Origin of the sequence: Rubripirellula reticaptiva (genome assembly GCF_007860175.1) — a bacterium.
Lineage (GTDB): Bacteria > Planctomycetota > Planctomycetia > Pirellulales > Pirellulaceae > Rubripirellula > Rubripirellula reticaptiva.
This window is the reverse complement of the sequence record NZ_SJPX01000002.1, coordinates 50,541-71,244: the sequence shown is the minus strand read 5'-3', so window position 1 is coordinate 71,244 and position 20,704 is coordinate 50,541. Positions and strand designations below refer to the sequence as shown.

The 20,704-nt window shown below is 54.3% G+C and carries 15 protein-coding genes; 10 read left to right on the top strand and 5 right to left on the bottom strand.

From position 1 onward, the window contains the following. Positions 1-68: 68 nt before the first annotated feature. From Poly59_RS06570 to Poly59_RS06555, 4 genes are all read left to right on the top strand, one after another. Entirely contained in the window at positions 69-1,082 is a 1,014-nt protein-coding gene (locus tag Poly59_RS06570) for a CPBP family intramembrane glutamic endopeptidase (RefSeq protein WP_146533335.1), read from the top strand. Next, positions 1,082-4,105 (top strand): VWA domain-containing protein, encoded by a 3,024-nt coding sequence (locus tag Poly59_RS06565; RefSeq protein WP_186776063.1) that lies wholly within the window; start codon positions 1,082-1,084, stop codon positions 4,103-4,105. Before Poly59_RS06570 ends, Poly59_RS06565 begins: the two co-directional genes overlap by 1 nt. A 477-nt stretch (positions 4,106-4,582) precedes the next feature. Next, positions 4,583-6,100, top strand: a complete 1,518-nt coding sequence (locus tag Poly59_RS06560; RefSeq protein ID WP_146533333.1) for an OprO/OprP family phosphate-selective porin — start codon at positions 4,583-4,585, stop codon at positions 6,098-6,100. Between the two features lie 71 nt (positions 6,101-6,171). Then, a complete protein-coding gene (locus Poly59_RS06555) occupies positions 6,172-6,804 on the top strand; it encodes a hypothetical protein (protein WP_146533332.1) in 633 nt (210 codons plus the stop codon). Between the two features lie 83 nt (positions 6,805-6,887). Here Poly59_RS06555 and Poly59_RS06550 read toward each other — a convergent pair whose 3' ends face one another. Beyond that, positions 6,888-7,079 carry a hypothetical protein gene (locus Poly59_RS06550; RefSeq protein ID WP_146533331.1) on the bottom strand — a complete coding sequence of 64 codons (192 nt, stop codon included), beginning with the start codon at positions 7,077-7,079 and terminating at the stop codon, positions 6,888-6,890. 337 nt (positions 7,080-7,416) lie between these two features. Further along, positions 7,417-9,045: a TolC family protein gene (locus Poly59_RS06545; RefSeq protein WP_146533330.1), complete on the bottom strand. Its 1,629-nt coding sequence runs from the start codon at positions 9,043-9,045 to the stop codon at positions 7,417-7,419. A 274-nt stretch (positions 9,046-9,319) separates the two neighbouring features. Here Poly59_RS06545 and Poly59_RS06540 point away from each other — a divergent pair, with 274 nt between their 5' ends. The 3 genes from Poly59_RS06540 to Poly59_RS06530 all read left to right on the top strand — a co-directional run bounded on the left by Poly59_RS06540 (position 9,320) and on the right by Poly59_RS06530 (position 15,093). Next, positions 9,320-10,648 (top strand): efflux RND transporter periplasmic adaptor subunit, encoded by a 1,329-nt coding sequence (locus Poly59_RS06540; RefSeq protein ID WP_246151444.1) that lies wholly within the window; start codon positions 9,320-9,322, stop codon positions 10,646-10,648. 96 nt (positions 10,649-10,744) lie between these two features. Next, positions 10,745-13,879: an efflux RND transporter permease subunit gene (locus tag Poly59_RS06535; RefSeq protein ID WP_146533329.1), complete on the top strand. Its 3,135-nt coding sequence runs from the start codon at positions 10,745-10,747 to the stop codon at positions 13,877-13,879. Positions 13,880-13,983: 104 nt separating this feature from the next. Continuing rightward, a complete protein-coding gene (locus tag Poly59_RS06530) occupies positions 13,984-15,093 on the top strand; it encodes an aldose epimerase family protein (protein ID WP_146533328.1) in 1,110 nt (369 codons plus the stop codon). Here Poly59_RS06530 and Poly59_RS06525 read toward each other — a convergent pair. Beyond that, entirely contained in the window at positions 15,084-15,377 is a 294-nt protein-coding gene (locus Poly59_RS06525; protein WP_146533327.1) for a hypothetical protein, read from the bottom strand. The two genes, Poly59_RS06530 and Poly59_RS06525, sit on opposite strands and share 10 nt — an antisense overlap. A gap of 12 nt (positions 15,378-15,389) precedes the next feature. Between Poly59_RS06525 and Poly59_RS29275 the strand changes: the two genes are divergently transcribed. The 3 genes from Poly59_RS29275 to Poly59_RS29270 all read left to right on the top strand — a co-directional run bounded on the left by Poly59_RS29275 (position 15,390) and on the right by Poly59_RS29270 (position 16,376). Further along, on the top strand, positions 15,390-15,560 hold the full coding sequence (locus Poly59_RS29275; RefSeq protein ID WP_186776062.1) for a hypothetical protein: 171 nt from the start codon (positions 15,390-15,392) through the stop codon (positions 15,558-15,560). Next, complete coding sequence (locus tag Poly59_RS06520) at positions 15,550-15,858, top strand: carboxylesterase family protein (protein ID WP_146533326.1); 309 nt, start codon at positions 15,550-15,552, stop codon at positions 15,856-15,858. The genes Poly59_RS29275 and Poly59_RS06520 overlap by 11 nt, the downstream gene beginning before the upstream one ends. A 350-nt stretch (positions 15,859-16,208) precedes the next feature. Next, positions 16,209-16,376: a hypothetical protein gene (locus Poly59_RS29270; RefSeq protein WP_186776061.1), complete on the top strand. Its 168-nt coding sequence runs from the start codon at positions 16,209-16,211 to the stop codon at positions 16,374-16,376. Positions 16,377-16,494: 118 nt separating this feature from the next. Here the strand turns inward: Poly59_RS29270 and Poly59_RS06515 are convergent, their stop codons facing one another. Together Poly59_RS06515 and Poly59_RS06510 are read right to left on the bottom strand one after the other, a co-directional pair. Further along, on the bottom strand, positions 16,495-17,727 hold the full coding sequence (locus tag Poly59_RS06515) for a DUF1559 family PulG-like putative transporter (RefSeq protein WP_246151594.1): 1,233 nt from the start codon (positions 17,725-17,727) through the stop codon (positions 16,495-16,497). An 895-nt stretch (positions 17,728-18,622) separates the two neighbouring features. Beyond that, positions 18,623-20,665 (bottom strand): tetratricopeptide repeat-containing sulfotransferase family protein, encoded by a 2,043-nt coding sequence (locus Poly59_RS06510; RefSeq protein ID WP_146533324.1) that lies wholly within the window; start codon positions 20,663-20,665, stop codon positions 18,623-18,625. Positions 20,666-20,704: the final 39 nt, after the last annotated feature.

Below are 20,704 nucleotides of genomic sequence, written 5' to 3'. Positions count from 1 at the left end.
GCAACAGGCTGGCTGCACAGTTTACGACCGCGGCGCGCCAGGCAACTCGAAACCTTACACTGGGTTTTATGAATCCTTATCATGCAACCGACGAACACGCCGGTGAGTTCGAAGAGCCCATTCTTGCCACCTTAGTCAATCCATTGCCGGATAATCATCCGGATGGATCGCCTGTGCGACCACGATGGTGGACGACGCTCGTCGTAATCGCAGCATCAGGGGCTGCATTCTTGTTCGCCAGCACGGTGTTAGCGCTGGCGGCGGTTTGGATCGTCTATGGCGAAGTATCGTTCGAGATTTTGGGTTCCGCCGCCACGATGGCTACGTTGTTCGAATCTCGTTGGGGATTGTTGCTGCTGTTCGTGATGCCGCAGTTCGCGTTGGTGGCCGTGCCGCTTGCCGCCGCACGCCTGTCACCCGAGCCGATGACCAGGCGATTAGGTTTGGTCCGCGGCACTTGGCCGACATGGGCTTGGATCGGATCAGCACTGGCAACTCCGTTGGTTGGACTGGTCTCGGGGATCTTAGTGGGACTGTTCTTGGAGGAAAGTGACGGGCTGAAGGAAATGTCGGGCGTTTTTCGGATTCATGGACAGAACGGGTTTCTGGTTCCACTGGCGCTGATGATCGGTGCCACGCCTGCGATTTGTGAAGAGATCTTATTCCGTGGATACATCCAAACGCGGCTAGTTCGATCCTTCAGCCCGCTGGTCGGGGGCTTTGTCGCTTCGTTTTTATTCGCCGCCTTTCATATGGATTTGGTCCACGTGGTCGCGGTGTTTCCGATGGGCGTTTTTCTGGGCATCGTGTCGTACCGCAGCGGATCGCTTTTTCCAGCGATGCTTGGGCACTTTGTCAACAACGTGATCAGTGTCGTGATGATCGTAATGTCGCCCGAGGACGAAACAGACGTTTTAGCTGCTCCGGCGATTGCAGTCACCCTTTCGATCCTCGTGGTGGGTATCTTAGGGATGGCAGCCACGGTCGCAGCCGCGGTCATGTACGGCCCGCCCGGCATTGGAGATTCCGTTGCCTTGGGCGCCACGCCGCTTCCGAACTCTTCCAGTGACGGTGATCGATAATGCTTCCCTTCCGCCTTGGCTTCGACCACCCCGGCTATTTGTGGTTGCTATTGGCACTGCCGCTTTTGTGGTGGGTTGGGTTTGCGTCGCTTGCAGTGCTCGGTAGTGTTCGACGGGCGTTAACGTTGCTGTTGCGAACGGTCGTTTGGACGGCGATCGTATTTGCGATTGCCGGTGTGCAAATGGTTTGGGTCAGCGACCGCGTGACGGTGATGTACTTGTTGGATCAATCGGAAAGCATTCCTGCGGCGAAACGCCAAGTGATGTTGGACTATGTGATCCGCAACGTGCGCCGGCATCGCGACGAAGTACGCAAGGATCGGGCTGGAATTGTGGTCTTTGGACGCGACGCAGCGATCGAGATCCCGCCGTACGACGACAACATTCCACAGCTTCGCCGGCTGGAAAGTTTGGGAGGACGCACGGATGCGACGAATTTGGAATCCGCCATCAATTTGGCCAAGGCATCGATGCCTGAGGACACGTCGCGGCGGTTGGTGATTGTCACGGATGGCAACGAAAACGTCGGCCAAGCAAGATCCTTGGCCGCGCGTGTTGCCGATTCGGGGATCGGCATTGATGTGGTTCCGGTCGTCTTGGAATCGGCCAACGAGGTGTTGGTCGAAAAGATTGACCTGCCCAACAACATTCGAAAAGGACAACCGTTCGAAGCTCGGGTTGTCCTGAATAACTACTCTGACAATGGCAGCGCCGAACCTGTTCGCGGAACCTTGCGAGTCAAGCAAAGTGTTGGTGGCGAAGAGACGTTGTTGTTGGAGGAAGCGATCACGCTGGATTCCGGCAAGAACGTTTTCCCGCTTCGTCACCAAATCGAACAACCGGCTGCCTACATTTATGATGCCGAGTTTGTGCCGGCAACCGAAGATGACGACGGTCTTGTTCAGAACAATAATGCGACCGCCTACACGTACGTTCGCGGCAAAGGACGCGTGCTGTTGATCCAAGAACGAAGCCGCATTGGCGACTTTGACTTGATGATCCAGGCCCTGCGAGACGGCAACATCGAAGTCGTCACTCAGGCGAGCGACGAGTTGTTTGGTTCGCTTGCCGAACTTCAGGCTTACGACGCGGTGATCTTGGCTGGCGTGCCGCGCGTGTCCGGTGAGACATCGGACCAGATCACGTCGTTCACCGACGAGCAAATCGAGATGCTCGTCAGCAATACTCAGCAACTTGGTGCCGGTTTGCTGATGATCGGTGGTCCCGAAGCTTTCGGAGCGGGCGGTTGGGTGGGAACAAAGCTGGAAGAATCGATGCCGGTCGATTTCAAAATCAAGAACACCAAAATTCAGGCTGTCGGTGCTCTTGCCTTGATCATGCACGCCTCAGAAATGGCGGACGGCAATCACTGGCAAAAAGTGATCGCAAAAGCATCCATCGAACAGCTCGGGCCGTCCGACTACGCCGGTGTGTTGCACTGGACGATGCGAGGTGATTCGTGGATGTGGGGCGGAAAGAATGGATTGCTCGAAGTCGGCTCGAATCGCAAAGCGATGCTCGCGGCGCTGGGCCGGATGACGCCTGGCGATATGCCGCAATTTGATCCGGCGATGCGAATGGCCGTTGCTGGACTTGCCCGAACACCGGCTTCGGTCAAGCACTGCATCATCATCTCGGACGGTGACCCAACCGACCCGTCGCCCGCGACGATCAAGTCTTTCAAAGACAACAACATCACGATTAGCACGGTGGCAGTGGCGTCGCACGGTTTAACCGAAAGCCGCCGGCTGCAGCAGATCGCGCAAGCGACCGGGGGCAAGTATTACGCAGTTGCCAACGGTCGCGCCCTGCCACGAATCTTCCAACGCGAAGCTCGCCGAGTGTCACGTCCGTTGGTGTACGAACCGCCAGGCGGCGCGTTGCCCGAAGTGATTTTTCCGCACCCGATGCTCGATGGTATCGATCGGACGCTACCGAATGTGACCGGGTTCGTGTTGACGCAAACCAAGGACAGTCCGCTGGCGCAGGTCTTGATTCAATCGCCCAAACCGGACGCCCCCGAGAACGCGACGATCCTGGCCGTTTGGACCTACGGGCTCGGCCGAACCGCCGTGTTAACGACGGACGCCGGAACCAAGTGGGCATCGGATTGGACGGGTTGGGGCGAGTACGACAAGTTCTATGCGCAATTGGTCCGGTGGTTGATGCGACCGACTGGCGACACGGGGAAGTTCACCATCGCGACTCAAATTCGCGATGGGCAAGTTCAAGTCGTTGTCAACGCGCTGACGGGTGAAGACGCGTTCCTGAACTTCTTGGACATGAACGCGACGGCTCTGGGTCCCGACTTGAAGCCGATCCCGCTGCGGATGCGGCAAACGGCGCCCGGCCGATATCTGGGTGAATTTGCGGCCGACGGATCGGGCAGCTACTTCGTCAACGTGATCCCGGGTCCTGGTGCGGCGCCGCTGACGACGGGCGTGACCGTCCCCTACAGCGAAGAGTTCCGCGTCCGCGAAAGCAACCAAGCGCTCATTCAGTCATTGGCTTCGACGACGCCGCGTGGGGGCTCGGCAGGAGTCGTCACGGCTCCTTTGGATTTGCAACCGTCAGAGGAGTTAATCGACAGCAATTCGTTCCGTGGTGGCTTGTCGCTGGCACGCAGCATTCGTGACGCTTGGCCTTGGTTTGTATTAGCAGCGTGCTGTTTGTTTTTGGGAGATGTATTTGTCCGGCGGGTGTCGCTGAATTTTGATTGGGTTGGCAAAGCGATCAAGAAAATCAGCGGCACGAATGACGGTAAGGACGCCATCGTTACCGCTAGATTGGATACGCTAAAGAGAAACAAAGAGTCGCTCGACGAATCTCTGCAAAAACGCCGCTCGAGTGTTCGGTTCGAACCGGAGGCAACCGCCGGTCGCACCGAGTCGGTCGATTTGGATGACCCGACCGCAGCACCTCAGAAAGTCGCACCTTCCGAAAATGCAGCCAACGCACCCGAGCAAAGGAGCTACACCGAACGTTTGCTCGAGGCCAAACGCAAGGCGAACAAGAAAGACTAGCGATCACGATCGCGACAACCGGCAGGAGCTCCGTAGTCGTCACGGTCATGTGGATGGGAAGTGCAAACTCACGCTAACCGTTGCATCTTCTCGGCATGTCGCACCGTTGTACCGGCAAGCAATAAATTGCAACGGTTTAAACGGTTGTTCGAGTCGGGCAAGGCCAACGGCTTAGTGGGGTCCTGCTTACCAGGAGCACAAGTCCGGGCGATAGTCGTAAAATCTTAATAATTCGGGTTCTCCAACGGCGACGATGCAACAACCGAGGCTTGGCAGGATGCCGCTTCATTAACCTGTTATTGTTGTGTTCCCGTTCGGGACGCAGCTCACGCAAACCACGGACGGTTTCCCTTGATATCTTCATCCCGATCGAGAGCGCGTCGTGCGCTCTTGGCGACGCTAGGCGTCGTTGCCGCTCTTCCGTCGTTTTGCATCTCGACGGCCTCTGCTGATGACAGCGCACTGGCGAGGGCATTGATGATGCCCGATGTTGCGAACACGGCACCAGTTGAACGAGTGTCCTATACATCTGCCTACATGCTGCAAGACGCTGCGGCCGCAGGCAACCTGCCGGCGCCTGTCGCATCTGCACAGGGAGCAGAGGAAGCAAAGGAAGAAAAAGTCGCTGCTAAAGACGACAAGAAAGAAGAAGCAACCGTCCCGCTAGCAGACTACGAAGATCTGCTGGGACGAGTTGATGAAATCGAAGAGTCTTGGGACAAGTACCAAGACAAATTGAAGGAAGAAGCTGACGCAAAGAAGAAAAAGTCCAGCTACAAGCTCGGTGGCCGAGTTCACCTGGACAACTGGAACTTCGTCGATTCTGACGCGGGCATCAACGAACTTGAGACCGGTGACCCAACCGACGATCCTGAAAATCGATGGGATTTCCGCCGCATTCGTTTGGAACTAGCTGGCGACGTTCCCAACAACATGTTGTTCCGCATTCAGATGGATTTCAACAATCCTGCTCAAGCGGAAATGAAGGACGTCTATCTAGGGTTCAACAATCTACCGAACAATCAAACTCTGTTGATCGGTAATCAAAAACGACCGATCGGTTTGGACCACCTCAACAGTAGCCGTCACAATGTGTTCGCTGAACGTCCGTTGGCGGTAGAAACGTTCAATGAAGACGCTCGTCGATTGGGTGCCTGTATGTACGGGTATACCGACGATGAATTGTTCCACTGGCGGTACGGTGCGTTTCTTTTGGAAAACATAAATACCGACGGACGCTACCGCGGCGACTTCAACGAAGCCGGTGTCTATGGTCGTTTGTCGTCGAGTCCTTGGTACGACAAAACCAGCGGTGGCCGCGGATACATGCACTTGGCGATGTCTGGTTCGGTAAACCAAACGGACGGCAACGGTACCTTGGACGCAGACGACAACGCGAACGAAGCTCGTTTCCGGACCCGACCTTTGGCTCGCAGCGATTCGCGTTGGTACAACACCAACCGCATCCTTGGAGCCGACAACTACGAACAGTTCGGTTTGGAATCGATTGTAAATATCGGCGCGCTGCAGATCACCGGCGAATACATCAACACCTGGGTCCAGCGAGATCCGCTTGGTGGATTCAGCGGCGATGACCTGCACTTCCACGGCGGTTACATCTACGCATCGTACTTCTTGACTGGCGAACACATTCCATATGATCGCGTGACTGGAACGATTGATCGCGTGAAGCCGTTCGAAAACTTCTTCTTGGTTGACCGATGTGCAGGTGGCACCGGCAGGGGCTGGGGAGCGTTGGCGATGGCACTTCGCTACGACTACATCGACCTAAGTGATTCGGATATTCGTGGTGGACAAGGCCACGCTGTAACTGCAGGATTGAACTGGTACTGGACTGCCTACTCCAAAGTGCAAACGAATTTGGTTTGGGGTGAAGTCAACAACGGTGGTCAAGGTCTGTCCTCCGTTCCTCTCGCAACCGGAATCGATGGTGATTACACGATTCTTGGCACGCGTTTCATGATCGATTTCTAGGGATCCGATGCCCGCAGTCTTCGATCGTAACAGACTCTCACACAATCAAATCGTAAGTCAGGAAGATATCGATGTCATTGAAAAAATTACTTGGCGCTACCGCCGCGACGGTGGTGGCCGTCATCGCTTTGATCGCGACACAAACGCCCGCATCGGCTGGGTTGCCGATGGGGTTACTCGATCAAACCGGTTGCTCCAAACGCTGTCCCGCGTGTGATCATATTTGTAAGTTTGACGCAAAAGAAGTCGAAGTCGAAAAGTCGTGTTTCGAAGTCGAATCAAAAGTCATTTGCATTCCGCGGGTCGTATTCCCGTGGCAAAAGAAAGACAAGTGTGGATCTTGCAATTCGTGTGATGGCACCGGATGCAGCTCGTGTGTCAACAACGGCGCCCGAACTCGCCGCGTGTGCGTGCTGAAGACCAAAAAGTACAAGTGCCCCGAGTGCGAATACTCGTGGTCGGCGGAAAAAGCCCCATGCGGCGGCGGTTGTGCACCTGGCTGCTGTGACTCGAACTCGTGCGACACTGGTTGTGACACGACCAACTCGTACGGTGGATTCGGAGTTTCAGCTGAACCCACGTACGCAGCGCCGCAGAGCTACGGCTATTCTCAGCCGCAATCAGCTGAGGTGGAATCGATCACTGTCGAGTCCGCGCAAGACGTGCCGGCCGGATCAGGCAATCAGCCCGATTACACAAAGTAGTCTCAACGCTGACGTCATCGGCAACAAATGGGATCGGTCGAAGTTGTTTTCCGATCGGTCCACTTCTTCTTCCGCCGCTAAGCCTACTCGCTTAGCGGCGTGATCCCGTTGGCATCGCGAATGTCAGAAACATTCCAATTGATATGGATGCGGTTGACGGGATCGTGTTGGCTCTTCTTCTTCTTCTTCTTCTTCTTCTTCTCGCTACGCCAACGGCGATTGATTTCTGTAGCCCAGGGTCGCCCACGCAGCACCAACGCATTCTGGGGCTGCATCGAAACTCAAGGAAACCCTAACTAGGTTTCACAATCAATTGGTCTTTCTTGCTAGTGCCGCTGTCTTAGATGATTGGCGTAGGGATAAAGGCCAACAGCTTGGTGATTCGCTCGAGTTTCGAATGCATCGTGTTGGTCTCCAGACTTTCGTCTCGCTACGCCAGAGGCGTTTGATGTCCATAGCCCAGGGTTGCCCACGCAGCGCTGACGTATCCTGATTCGCTTCACCGATGAGTAATTCAACGGCTGAGTTTGCCTCTGGTTGAGACAACGAAAAAAGGAACCGACGTCGTGACGTCGGTTCCTGCAGTGACTTTCGGTGCGATGTGTGGGTAACTTACATTTCCGGTGGCGTTGTGACCGGCCAGCCCAGCGCCCATTGCAACTGAAACTGAGCCTGATTGTGACCGACAACGGCGGCCAAGTACGCTCGCTGAGCCGTCTCGAGAGCTTGCAGCGACTGCAGTACTTCTAGCGGCAGTCCTTGGCCATCGCTAATTCGTGAAAGGTTTAGATCAAAGGACTGCTGTGCCGCTTGAATCGCCTGTTCAGTAATGTCGATCTGTTGGCGGCGAAACTGAATCTGAGACGACGCCTCAGATACTTCCAAGGCTACTTGATCCATGACCCTCAGCTTTTCAAACCTGGCCTGTTGGACTCGCGACGACGATTCTTGACGAGCGGCTCGTTCCCCAAAACCAAGGTTCCGAATTTGCCACGACATCAATGCGTCGACATCGTACCGGCCGTCAACATTGTCGATCGAGTTGCCTAAGCCACCGCCGAAACCGCTGGAGCTGAATCCCAACAGCACGCTGGGAACAAACGGTGCGAACTTTTCTCGCCGGTAAGCATCACATGCCGCAGCGACTAATGCCTGCGACTCTTTCAGTTCTGGCCGAGTCGCCAGCCCCGTGCTGATCAACTGAGATTTGTCGGTTGGGTTCATTGCCATGTCAATCGGCACAATCGTTACATCCATCGGCCGTATCGAAGCACGGCTGTCGAGGCTGATCGCCTGGGCCAATCGAGCGGCAGCCAACGCGATTCGTTCTTGCGACGCAACGACGCGGTTCTGGATCAAGCTCAGTTCTGTTTCCATTCGCTTTGCGTCAGCTTTTAGGCCTTCGCCAGCCTCTGCGAAATCGGAAGTCACATGCGACAGACTCGTCATTCGCTGACGTGATTGTTCAATGATTTGGTTGTCTTGATGCGCGTCGAGCAGATCGATGTAAGCGTTGGCTGCGGTCAACATTTGTCGATTAACCACCGCGCTAGCAGCATGGCTCTGTGCCCAAGCTGTCTTTTCCGCGATTTCAGGCTGAAAGATGGCGTCGGCAAGATGAAACTGAGCAACCAGACCTGGTCGAGGTGTGGTTCCTGCACCCGTTGCGCCGCTACCAAGGCCGTACTGGAACGAGTTTCGGTTGACGTCGACGATCGTTCCGTCGCTTGCCTGATAGTTTCCATCATGCCGATGAAAACTCAGGCCGCCCTGTATCGAAGGCAACCACAGCGCCTCGGCGCGGGCGAGAGTTGCATAGGCTTCGCGGACTCGCCATTGGGCGACTCCGACAGCCGGGTGTGCTCCGCCGACCATCGCCAAGGCTGAGGGCAAATTCATGTCAATCAAATTGTCGGTCGGCATTGTCCCATAACTGACGCGTTGCTCGACAGGGGCGCTGACGACCAATTCGTCAATCAGCGTCACCGGCACGATTCCCGATAGCCCATCTGCCGTTACATCGCCGTAGGCTAGTTCGTTCGTCGTGACGGGGGGGAATGATTCTTGTTCCGCATCGACCACGGACCGAACGACGGGATCGGGCTGAGCCTCCGAAAGCTGAGTCAACGAGCTCTGGGCCACCGTCGGTTGGGCGACGGTTGTGTGGTGGCTGGTAAAGGGTGCACTTCCCGCACAACCAGCAAATCCGATAACGCCGAGCGTGTAAAGCAAACGGGGCATCCTGCCCTCCTATTTCTCGCGTACGGCGCGCCGAGGTATCCGTACCAAGGAGCGCGCCGATCCGAACGAAGTGGTTCTACGGAAGATACGTCGGGTCGCGATTGATCGGATCAGAACTCTGGATCGGAAGCGTTCCAGAATAAGGCTGGAAATGCCTACGAAAAATCGCCTTGTGCCAACTATGCTGAAGCAGCGTGTCAGTGAAGTTTCCCTGCACGCGTCAGTCGTATCGGTTGTCCGGTCTTTTTGACCCCCGCCTTTAAAATTGAGTTCGATGAAAAATTTGGCAAAAAGTTACCCTCGACTAAGCGTTGGAATGGCGGTCGTCCTTTCAGGATTCGTGGGATGTTCGCCATCAAAGACGGTTGAAAAGAAGGAAGTGTCGCCGTCGGTTGTCCAGGTAAAGGCGGTCAGCGTTACGGCCACACCGATTCGCAAAAGCACGCTTCAACCAGCCACGATTGACGCCTACTACCGGGCCGAGATTCGTGTCAAAGCCTATGGCTTCGTGCGAGAGATCAACTCGGACTTGGGCGACTTTGTTCAAACCGGCGACGTATTGGCCGTAATCGATGTTCCCGAGTTGGCGAAAGAGCGATCGGTGATCGAAGCTAAGATCCAGCGTCTGATGGCCGAGGAGCGGCGGTCCGAAGCGGGTATTCAGCTTGCCACTGCACGTGTGCGATCAGCCGAAGCCCGACTCGCCGAAACCAAGTCGCAAATGAGCGGAGCGGAAGCTTCGCTAGCTGCTTCTGAAGCAGAGTTCAGTCGAACCAACGATCTTGTCCGGCGTGGTTCATTACAGCAACGAATGCTCGATGAGGTGCGGTTGATCCGCGACTCGGAAGCCGCTCAAAAAGAAGCTATGAACGCTTCGGTCGATTCGGCACAAGCCGAAGTCGCGGTTGCGCAAGCCCAAGTAAGTTCTGCAAAATCGGATCTGGATGCCGCGGTTGCTGAAACTGAAATCACACGCCGTGAACTCGAGCTGCTTGAAGTTCGGTTCAACTACGCCACGGTACGTTCACCGATCTCCGGGGTCGTGACCCATCGCGGCGTTGAAATGGGAGACCTTGTTCGCGAGCAAAGCGAAGTCGGAAGTGGCGAAGCGCTGTTCGTCATCAGCCAAGTCGACAAGGTCCGAGTTCACATTCCCGTCCCCGAATCGGACGCGCCATTTGTCCAAGCAGGCGACGAAGTTAAATTGTCGTTTCCATCGTTCGCGAGTGAAAAATCAATCAGTGCATCGGTGACCCGGCGCGCTGGAAGTCTGGACCCCAGCACGCGAACGATGATGGTCGAAGTCGAACTGCCAAACGACGAAGGTAAATTGCTGCCCGGCATGTTTGGTCAGGCTCTGATCAGCATCGGCAAGGAACAAGCGGCAAACACTTTGCCGGCGCAAGCGATCCGTTTTCGCGAGGACGGCACTGCTTACGTGTACGTCATTAGCAGCGATGATGCTGTCACGGTCGCTCAGGTGACGACCGGTGTCGACGATGGGAATCAGATCGAAGTGCTGTCGGGTGTTAAGTCCGGCCAGCGAGTCATCGGTGCTCACCTGCAACGATTTGTCGACGGCCAAAAAGTCAAGCCGCTCTGAGTTCGTTCGATCGTTGAAGATCGTCTCGCGCGAGTTTGACTGTTTTTCATACCTAGCCGAAAGCCAAACCGGCTAATCATATAGAGATTTCGTTTGATGGGTCTGATTCGTTTTTCGCTGAACAATCGCTTCGCCGTGTTGGCGGCTGCGATCGCGCTAAGTGTCCTGGGGGCTGCCGTGATTCCCGGCATCACGATCGACATTTTGCCCGACTTTAAAAAGCCGGTCGTGGTCAGCTTCTTTTCCTATCCAGGTTTGCCAACTCTGGACATGGAAAAGTCGGTCACATCACGCGTTGAACGCGCCTTGACTTTGGCGGGAAAGATTGAACATCAAGAGTCGAGGACCGTGCCCGGTGCGGCGGTCATCAAAGTCTTCTTTCAACCCGGTGCCGATGCTAGTTCGGCGATGAACGATATCGTCAACTTGGAAGCCAGTGATATGTTTCACTTGCCACCGGGAATCGAATGGCCGTTCACCTTGCGCAGCGAACCTGCCAACTTGCCAGTTGTTCTAGCTGCGATCTCAGGCGAAGGGCTATCCGAGTCGGAACTTTACACGATCGGATACTATGCCGTTCGAAACAAAATGGGTGGATTGAAAGGCGTTCAAATTCCACACCCATTCGGCGGCAAGTTTCGTCAAATGATGGTCTACGTCGACCCCCAGAAACTTCGCGCCTATCACGTCAGCACGTCTGAGGTGGTCGAGGCAATGCAAAAGTCAAATCTCGTATTAGCCGCCGGGACCGCACGCATGGGCGGAACGGACTATCAAATTCATCCTCGCAACACGCTGCCCAATACCGACGAAATCGAAGCCATTCCGATCGCGGTTCGCAATGGTCGGCCAATCTTTATCCGCGACGTCGCGCGAGTCGTCGACGATGCCGCGCTTCAGTACAACATCGTGCGAGTCAACGGCAAACGAAGCGTCTATTGTCCGCTGCTTCGCGAACCTGGTGAAAACACCATTGAAGTCGTCGACCGCATCTACGAAGGAATCGCTGCGGAAATTCCTAAGATGAAAGAGCGGGGAGACATTCCCCAGGCTACCGAAGTCACGTTGGTGTCGGACCAATCGAGCTACATCCGCAACGCCATGCAAAACCTGCTGAACCAAATCGGGCTAGGCGCATTGCTAGTCGGTGTGGTCGTGATGATCTTCCTGCGGCGTTTTCTGCCAACGATCATCATCGTTTCGACGATCCTGTTAGCGGTATTGATCGGTGCACTCGGTTTTGCGTTTACAGGACAAACGATCAACGTGATGACGCTTGGCGGGATCGCGCTGGCCATTGGTACGGTTGTGGATGCCGGCATCGTTGTCGTCGAAAATATCATTCGTCACCAACGAATGGGAAAGACATCTGGCGAAGCTGCACTCGATGGAACCGCCGAAGTTTCGGGCGCGATTCTAGCTGGGACGCTGACGACGCTTGCCGTCTTTTTGCCAGCCGTTTTCTTGACCGGGATGATCAAGTACTTGTTCGCGCCGCTGTCTTTGGCTGCGGTCTTAACAATCGGCGCTTCCTACATCTTGGCTTTGACAGTCGTCCCGGCATTTTGTGCGACGCTTGTTCGGGAAAAGTTTGTCAAGCGTGACGACACAGGAATCGAAAATGGCGAGCCGAAAGCACACGGCTTCTATGGAGCAATCTTAAGTACAGTGATGAAGGCACCTGGGTTGACGTCGGTTTTGATCGTCGGTTGTGTAGGAGCGTCATTCTTGTTGTGGCCAAAAATCGGTACCGAGCTATTCCCCGAGGTCGACGCGGGCAGCTTTGAGTTGCGAGTTAAGACGTTACCGGGTACCGCACTCGATCAAACCGAAGAATTGGTGACTCGAATCGAGGGCACCATCAAAGAGATGATCCCCGAAGAGCAAATCGAAACGATCATCTCCAATATCGGCTTACCCGTCGGGAAAGGCGCCGGATTCTCAACGGTACTAAGCTCGAATTCTGGGCCCGATACGGCTTACTTGATTGTTAACCTGAAGCAAAAAGGTCGATCGCAGAGCACTAGCCACTACATCGAATCGCTTCGTAGCAAGCTGGCCGCGGACTATCCGCTTGAACAGTTTCTGTTTGTCTCGGGCGGGATCGTAAACATGGCACTCAGCGAAGGTGTGGCAACGCCAATCAGCATTCAGGTTTCGGCCGGGTCACTACAACAGTGTCGCGATGCAGCGGAACGGATCGTCGATGCGGTACGCCCCATCGCGGGTACCGAAGACGTGCAAATCGCGCAGGCACTCGACTATCCCCAGTTCGACATCCAAGTGGACCGCACAAGAGCCAAGTACTTGGGCGTAGATCAAGAACAAGTCGCCCAGACCGTTCTAACTGCCCTTGGTTCTAGCGTTGGATACTCGCCCACGATTTGGATCGACCCTAAATCCGGTACTGACTTCTTCATGGGCGTTCAATATGAGTCGAATGACTTCGAGTCGCTGGAGGACGTGCGAAACATTCCGCTCTCATTGGAAACTTCCGACGGTCCGATCACGATTCCGTTGTCGAACATTGCAACGGTTAGTCGTGTCAATATTCCCGGCGAGATCCAGCACTACAACATTGCTCGTGTCAACGATGTTCACGTCAACGTCGCGAACCGTGATATCGGTTCGGTTGCCGCCGACATCGAAACCACATTGGCGGACATGGAATTCGAAAACGGCGTCTCGGTCACATTGCGTGGTCCCATCGAAACGATGCGTTCGGGAATGAAGTTGCTCGGAATTGGATTGGCCGTCGCAGCGTTCTTGGTTTATTTGGTCTTGATGGCTCAGTTTCGATCATTCACCGACCCGTTAATCATCATGTTGGCGGTTCCACTTGGAATCGGCGGAGTCCTGGTGGTGCTGTACTTCACAAACACGAATCTGAATATCCAGTCCTTGATGGGTACCTTGATGATGATTGGCGTTGTTGTCAACAATTCGATTTTGTTGGTCGACTTTGCCAACCGGCGTCGTCGCGAAGGACTGTCGTCCCACGACGCTGCCTTGGCTGCGGCCCAGGTTCGACTGCGGCCGATTCTGATGACTTCCCTGACGTTGGTCGCTTCGATGTTGCCGCTGGCGTTTCTATGGGCTCCGGGTAACGAAGCCATGATTCCACTTGCACGAGCGCTGCTGGGAGGAATCGTGGTCTCGACCCTACTGACGTTGATTTTGGTGCCATGCGTTTATTCGATTGTGCACCGAGATTCAGTGTCACCGGCATGATTCGGCTGATTCCGAGTTCCATTCCTTTCGACATTTTGTTCATGGAAACTGGGTGTTTGGTAGGATATTGCCAAATGCCCCGTTACTCGTTCTGAAAAAGCATCATGAAAAACTTGCTTCTGTGTTTCTTTGCCGTCTTCCTGACCTTTGCCAAGGCAGATGCCCAAGTCATCGTCAATGACTTTGACACCATCAAGCTTTACACGCTGGTCAACGACAAAGGGATGACCGTCAAGATCACGAACTACGGTGCCATCATCACGTCGATGATTGTTCCTGATCGTGATGGAAAGATGGGCGACGTTGTGCTGGGGTATGACCGCGTCGAGGACTACATCAATGCGGTGGACAAGCCGTACTTTGGTGCCGTCGTCGGACGTTACGGTAATCGAATCGCCAAGGGGCAATTCACGCTCGATGGCGAAACCTACAAGCTTGCCGTCAACAATAACGAAAACCATTTGCACGGCGGTGTGATCGGTTTCGACAAGGTGGTGTGGGACGCTAATCCAATCGACAGCGACCAGTTCAAAGGGCTGGAACTGTCGTACTTGGCGAAAGACATGGAAGAAGGCTATCCCGGCAACCTGCAGTTGAAGGTGACCTACAAGCTGGATCAAAAGAGCAACACGCTAACGGTTGATTATGCTGCGACCACCGACAAGGCAACGCCGGTCAATGTGACCCAGCACAGCTATTTCAATTTGAAGGGCGAGGGCGAAGATACGATTCTTGATCACGAACTGATGATCAATGCTAAAAAGTACACGCCGGTCGATTCGGGATTGATTCCGACAGGCGAGACACCGAGTGTTCAAGGCACGCCGTTCGACTTTTCAGTGTCGAAGCCGATTGGTCGTGATGTCGCGATGAAAAAACAGCAACTTGAATTCGGCCTTGGTTACGACCATAACTTTGTATTGGACAAACCGTATGGCGAAATGGGGCTGGCCGCGCGTGTTTTCGAACCAACCACTGGGCGTGTCCTCGAGATTACGACCACCGAGCCGGGAGTGCAATTCTATTGCGGGAATTTCTTAGACGGACGACTGAAGGGAAAGTCGGGGAAAAGCTACGTCCATCGAGGTGGCTTCTGTCTAGAAACTCAGCACTATCCCGACAGCCCCAATCAGCCGAACTTTCCATCAACCATTGTCACGCCTGACAAGGCTTATCAGTCGACGACAGTGTTTGCGTTTTCGACTCAAAAATAGCTGGAACCAAGATGACGGTTCGACGACAAATCTGTGGCGCGGTTGTTTGTATGGTGGCTTGCGCGGGGTTGGAGTTTGCCCCGTCGGTGGCCTGTGCGGACGAACAGAGTGTCAAAGGATTTAATGTCGATGAATCGCGATCGTTTTAATACCTGCTGTACCAGCCTGATCCGAATGCTCTCGCGGTTGCGGACGTTCAGAATGATCAGGGTAAGGTTCCGCTGCTGCTGTTTCTGCACGGCGGCGGTGAAGGCGGTAATGACATCGCGAAGGTTGAGACCCACGGGCCACCTCGATTGATCGACGAAAGCAAAGAGTTTCCCTTCATCGTCGTATCGCCGCAAAACCCAAGTATTGCCCCATTGTGGGACGATCAGACGTTGATGGCCCTGGTCGACGATGTGGTCAGTCGTTACGTGGTCGATTCAACTCGTATTTACTTGACGGGGATGAGTCGTGGCGGATAGGGCATGGCGTTTAGCGATCCAGAACCCCAACCGGTTCGCTTGTTTGGTGCCCCTTTGCGGTGGTGGCGATCCGCCCTACGCGAAAAAAATCAAACATCTGCCCGTCTGGGCTTTCCATGGTCGCCAGGACGATTTGATTCCTGTCTCGGAATCGCAGCAGATGGTCGACGCGTTGCATTCGGCTGGCAACGAAGCGAGGTTCACTGTCTATCCGGACGCGAAGCACGATGCGTGGACCGAGACCTATCGCAACGAAGAACTGTTTCGTTGGATGCTAGGACAGCAAAACAATCGTTGACCTCCCGTCAAGAAAACGGGACGCGAGTCAGATTGATGGCGTTGCAAACATGTGATGATCGATCGCGGCACTACGGTCGTAAAGAGGGGACTGAGGAAATGGTTCAGCGCCATGGACTTTGGCAGACCTTGTGCCCAGCAGGTTGTCATCGCAAGCGACCAAATCCAAAAGCACCGTCCCGTTTTCTTCGCTGGCCAACGATGGTCATTGATCTGCTGAGACGTGTTCGATCGAAACAAACACGCTGGCATCGCCGAGAGCTATAGTCGAATAAAGCGGACGCGATATGATAGTGATGAGCGGGTACCTTAACCCCGTCAATTTTTAAACGTCATAGGATGGTTACAAGAATGAATCGAACGATGTTACTCTGGGGCGTCGTGCTGGTATTAGTATCGCTTGGCTGTAGCAAGAGTACAGATGTCACCGCACCTACCGGTGTCGACACGCAGACGGTCGAAGAATACCAGGCTCAGTCCGAAGGTGACGCCTACGACAACTACAAAGAGCCGAAGTAGCTCTTGCTCGAAAGCAATTGTTTTTCGATCGCGATTGTGTTTGCGGAGTGACTACAAAAAAACCTCTGTTGCTTGAGAAAGCAACAGAGGTTTCTTTTTTTTTGCGATTGACGATCGACTAGAAATCTTCACTTATGGTCTCTTTTGAAGCCCGAGTCCCCAGGGCTCCCCAAACGCCATAATCGCTGACGAGACCGTTCGCTGGAGCGCCAGCATGAGTGCTGTGCTGAATTGCGTTGGAATTGCCAGCCTCGATCGAGTCGGTGATGAACTTCACTGCACCGTCACCCATCAGCACGTGCGCCCCGCCTTGGTGACGGCTCGATACAGATGTCACGGCATCACGTCGATCGTCGCGTTCTGAGCAGAGTGCCTTGTTGGGCCCCAAGATGGTGAAGACGCATGTGTAAACCGGCATGCGATCAGCCCAACGGAAGCCACGCCCAAAATTAGTGTTGACGGTCGCAGCCGAATTCCAAAATTGTGGGCGAATCGGATCTACCTGCAAGGTTCCGTATGAGGGGTTGAGCCGGCAATCAGCTTTTTCAGCAGCAGCACCGTATGGAGCGTTCGTCGGCAACGACGTCCGTGCATCATTGTCGCCCAAATCCGTTGCTAATTCACCCATGACGATTGTATTGGACAATCCATCAAGAATATCTCGGAATTTAGTCTGACGCCCCTGCATGAACGCACCACGGTAGGCAGCAGTTGCGTTGCTCGCAGTTCCAGTCGTCGCGGCATAAGGATATGCTCCGGGGGCGATGTTGAGGTAACTGTCGCGGCTGTACACCGCTGAGTCACCTAGGCAAGCACCGTAATTGGTCCGCCCCAAGGCCGGTAAACCTGTGCCAGGATCGCTGGGACAACGCAAGCCTGGGATTTCGCTTGCCCAAGGAACGTATGCCAATCGATCGGGCGTTGGACCCATCGCAGGCCACGGCACGGTGGCCGTTCCGGGAGTCGTCGTAGTGCTGCCATCCGTACGCTGCGCCGATGGATTGGAGATCATTTCCCACAACGCTTGTTGCTCGATGAAGGGAATCATTCCGACCAAAATCGAGAGCCGATAATTGTTGGAACCATCGAGATTATCCCAGTCATTGTTGCCGACCGCCGTTCGGGTCCCTGTACCTTGCATCGGCAAAGCTTGGTAGGCCGAGTGGTAGTTGTGCATTGACAAGCCAAGTTGCTTGAAATTGTTGCTGCAACTCATGCGGCGGGCTGCTTCGCGTGCGGCCTGAACGGCCGGTAGCAGAAGCCCAACCAGGACTCCGATGATTGCGATCACAACGAGAAGCTCTACGAGGGTAAAGCCGGCTCTGGGATTGTACTTTTTCACTAACTGCACCTCAAAATGGCAAGAAACAAGCAGGATTGATAACTGATACGCCGCATCCAACAGCGGAATGAGCATGCTCTGAAACGAGAAGTCGATCCGTTAGACTGTGACGTTTAAGCAGCGCGCGTAGTCGTTAGCTGTATCTAACTCTCAATTCCGCTTTACGTTCCGGGAAATCGAGAGAAAAGGACGAGTTCTCCACGACGTTGCATTCTTGTGAATGCCCAAAGGAGGGGCGGACCGAATGCTATACCTGAGCAAGCACCCGTCTGGAGGTTGGAAGACCCCGCCGCTGCACATGAAAAATACCTCGCCCCAGAATGGCCGCGGTGTTTTCTTCCGTTCGAAAAAGCATCGATCCTTCGCAAAGCAACTCTTGAATTTCAGGCTAAGAAGAAAACGGGGGGCGAGGGAGGCGTTGACGGTGGCAAGCACTTGAAACGATTCTCGTTACTGATTTCCTGCGTCCCTTGAATTCATGTCCGCGGACGTCGACGGCAGCGGGCACCGCGCGGAAGAAGTGGGGTCGTCTAGTTCGGTGTTGATTTGTTCGGAGTTAATAAACCGGGTTAGCGCCAGCTACGGGACGACAAGGCTGGCTCGATTTTATTGGATTTGGTGCTGATTTTATCGCGGCTGGTACGAGACTTTCATGGTTGGCGTGATTTTGGAAAGAAGTTCGTTGGCACGTTCACGCGAGCAGCGGGAACGGCGGAAAGGCTGTCCAGCGAAGCTGCTGGGCGCAATCAGAAGTGGCTGTGCAGTTCGAGCGATCCTCTGCTTTTGGCTGGATCGATTGAAGGAACGCCCGCGGCGCTGTCGATTTTTATTGCTTCGTGTGGCAGCGGTCTTAACCAATGAGTAGCCACTGAACGTTTGCTTGCACTGAAGCAAACAGCAGCGATCAGTTGCTGACTTGCGTCTCGTACAGTTCTTCCATGATCGGTTGCAGATGGGTTTCGAAACGTTTCCATTTCTGGACCGACGAGGTGTACATCGGTTGTCGGACTTGCCATTTGCTAGGTGTGTGGACGGATCGACGGTTTTGATGAAACTTTATGCAAGCGGGATCCCAAGAAAGCCCGCAATGATCAATCATTCCGCGGGCAACCCGTTCGCAGTCAACGACCGTTTCTTCATACGAGATATGGTGGATTTTGATCGGGAGTGTTCGTTCAAAATGGTCCATCATCTGTTGATACTGGCGATAGTAGTAAGCCAGAGCGTTCAAGTCACAAAACGGTGGGTTTAGGTTTTGGCAGTAGCATGAAACCAGCACGTCCAGTGGGTCGCGCCGACAGTGAATTACCTTTGCATCGGGAAACATTAAGGCGATCAAACCCAAATGCATGAAATTGGTAGGCATCTTATCGGTAACCAAACGCTCGTGCGTCCGAAACGTATTCAGTTCGTTCAGGTACTCATTCGCAAACGTCTGTAGTCGATGCCGGTCCATCTGCATCAGCGATTCGGGATAGGCACATGGCTTGGTGGATGACTTTCTGGCTCTGTTTCGGATCTCGTGCTCAATTCCACGCCGAATGTTGTTGATCGATTTCAGTTCCCCCGCACCGGCAATTTCGGGGTGACTGGTTAGGATCTGTTCCGTCAAAGTCGTTCCCGACCTCGGCATTCCAACGACGAAAATGGGGGCAACCTCATCGCGTCGAACGCCGGTGTTCGGATTGGCGGCAAACAGATCCTGGTTGAAAAACCGGATTGCGCCTTCAGCAATTCGCTTCAGCGGTTTGGTTTCAGATTTGGGGCGTGGCTTTTTGGGTCGGGCTTCGGCTTGGTTGTCACTGCTCTGATGTTCGGTGTGTCCCGGTTTAAGGCAATTCGCGAGATCGTAGTTTTTCCAAGCGAGATCGTACTGTTTTAGGTCGTCAAAGACTTTTGCAAGCGCAAACCGTAGATGCACTTGACTTCTTAGCGATAGAGAGTCCTGGCTTAAAATTGACTGCAGCTTTGCGATGTAATCGCGAGTGGCGGCATTATCACTGAATTTTTTTGCTCGCGAATACTTGAAGTGGGTTGCTGAGTGTTCCGGAGCAATTCGAATTGCGGCTTCGAACTGTTCGATCGCCAGCGACAGTTCGCCTCGGTCGACGTTGGCATTGGCCAAATGGGCCAGCGAAGTGGCACAATCGGGTGCCAGTCGCACAGCCTGTTCGAATGACCGCCTAGCCTCGTCGTATCGTTCTAGTCGGGCCTCGATTCGTCCTTGGCGAACGTAGCTATCGGGGCGAGGTGCAGCACCGTTGGCTGATCGCAGGCACTGTAGTCGTTCTTCGGTGATTCGTTGTCGGGCTACACGTTTCCCTTGTCGTCCTAACAGGATGCTGCGTTTGCGCAGCAGTCGGGCGAGCGTTCGATTCAGTTTGGGGTGATTGCGCTGCCGCAGCAAAGTGACTCGAAGCATATGGATGGCGTCGTCCAACCGTTTATGTCGCACGTAGATGCCAGACAACTCGATCGCCGACTCACTGCAGTCATCACCAAAGGCAATCGCCCGCTTATGGAATTCAATCGCCCAATCGGACTGTTCGGCATGGGACGCGATACGACCAAGCATCGTCCAACACTCGCAACGATGTGGATCCAGTTTGACAACGCGATCAAACATCTGTCGTGCTTGCTCATACTGGTCCGACTGAACGCTCGCGTAACCCGCAATGGTTAGCGTGTCGGCTGACGCTTCCGCAGACCCAAGAAACGGACGCAATCGTTCCATGGCCAATTGCGGTTCATCATCCAAGCACTCCCAAGCGGCAAGGACAGTTTGGAAATGATGGTCGTTGGGATCGAGGTTGACTCGCTTCTTTGCTTGGCGAATCGCCACTTGCAAGTCTCGTTCGGATGCGCTCGATGAATTCGGGTCGGCACCGCACATTCGCTGCAAGACCCGAGTCAGGGTTTCAGGACTGACCGATATCGTAGAACTCATAGACACCCCTGAAGGTAGAAAGGTCCGCTGCGTATTCGG

What these genes read in the sequence shown, in the direction of transcription:
- Poly59_RS06570 (WP_146533335.1), top strand. Translation starts at nt 69, where the DNA reads ATGAATCCTTATCATGCAACCGACGAACACGCCGGTGAGTTCGAAGAG.
- Poly59_RS06565 (WP_186776063.1), top strand. Translation starts at nt 1,082, where the DNA reads ATGCTTCCCTTCCGCCTTGGCTTCGACCACCCCGGCTATTTGTGGTTG.
- Poly59_RS06560 (WP_146533333.1), top strand. Translation starts at nt 4,583, where the DNA reads ATGATGCCCGATGTTGCGAACACGGCACCAGTTGAACGAGTGTCCTAT.
- Poly59_RS06555 (WP_146533332.1), top strand. Translation starts at nt 6,172, where the DNA reads ATGTCATTGAAAAAATTACTTGGCGCTACCGCCGCGACGGTGGTGGCC.
- Poly59_RS06550 (WP_146533331.1), bottom strand. Translation starts at nt 7,079, where the DNA reads ATGCAGCCCCAGAATGCGTTGGTGCTGCGTGGGCGACCCTGGGCTACA.
- Poly59_RS06545 (WP_146533330.1), bottom strand. Translation starts at nt 9,045, where the DNA reads ATGCCCCGTTTGCTTTACACGCTCGGCGTTATCGGATTTGCTGGTTGT.
- Poly59_RS06540 (WP_246151444.1), top strand. Translation starts at nt 9,320, where the DNA reads ATGAAAAATTTGGCAAAAAGTTACCCTCGACTAAGCGTTGGAATGGCG.
- Poly59_RS06535 (WP_146533329.1), top strand. Translation starts at nt 10,745, where the DNA reads ATGGGTCTGATTCGTTTTTCGCTGAACAATCGCTTCGCCGTGTTGGCG.
- Poly59_RS06530 (WP_146533328.1), top strand. Translation starts at nt 13,984, where the DNA reads ATGAAAAACTTGCTTCTGTGTTTCTTTGCCGTCTTCCTGACCTTTGCC.
- Poly59_RS29270 (WP_186776061.1), top strand. Translation starts at nt 16,209, where the DNA reads ATGAATCGAACGATGTTACTCTGGGGCGTCGTGCTGGTATTAGTATCG.
- Poly59_RS06510 (WP_146533324.1), bottom strand. Translation starts at nt 20,665, where the DNA reads ATGAGTTCTACGATATCGGTCAGTCCTGAAACCCTGACTCGGGTCTTG.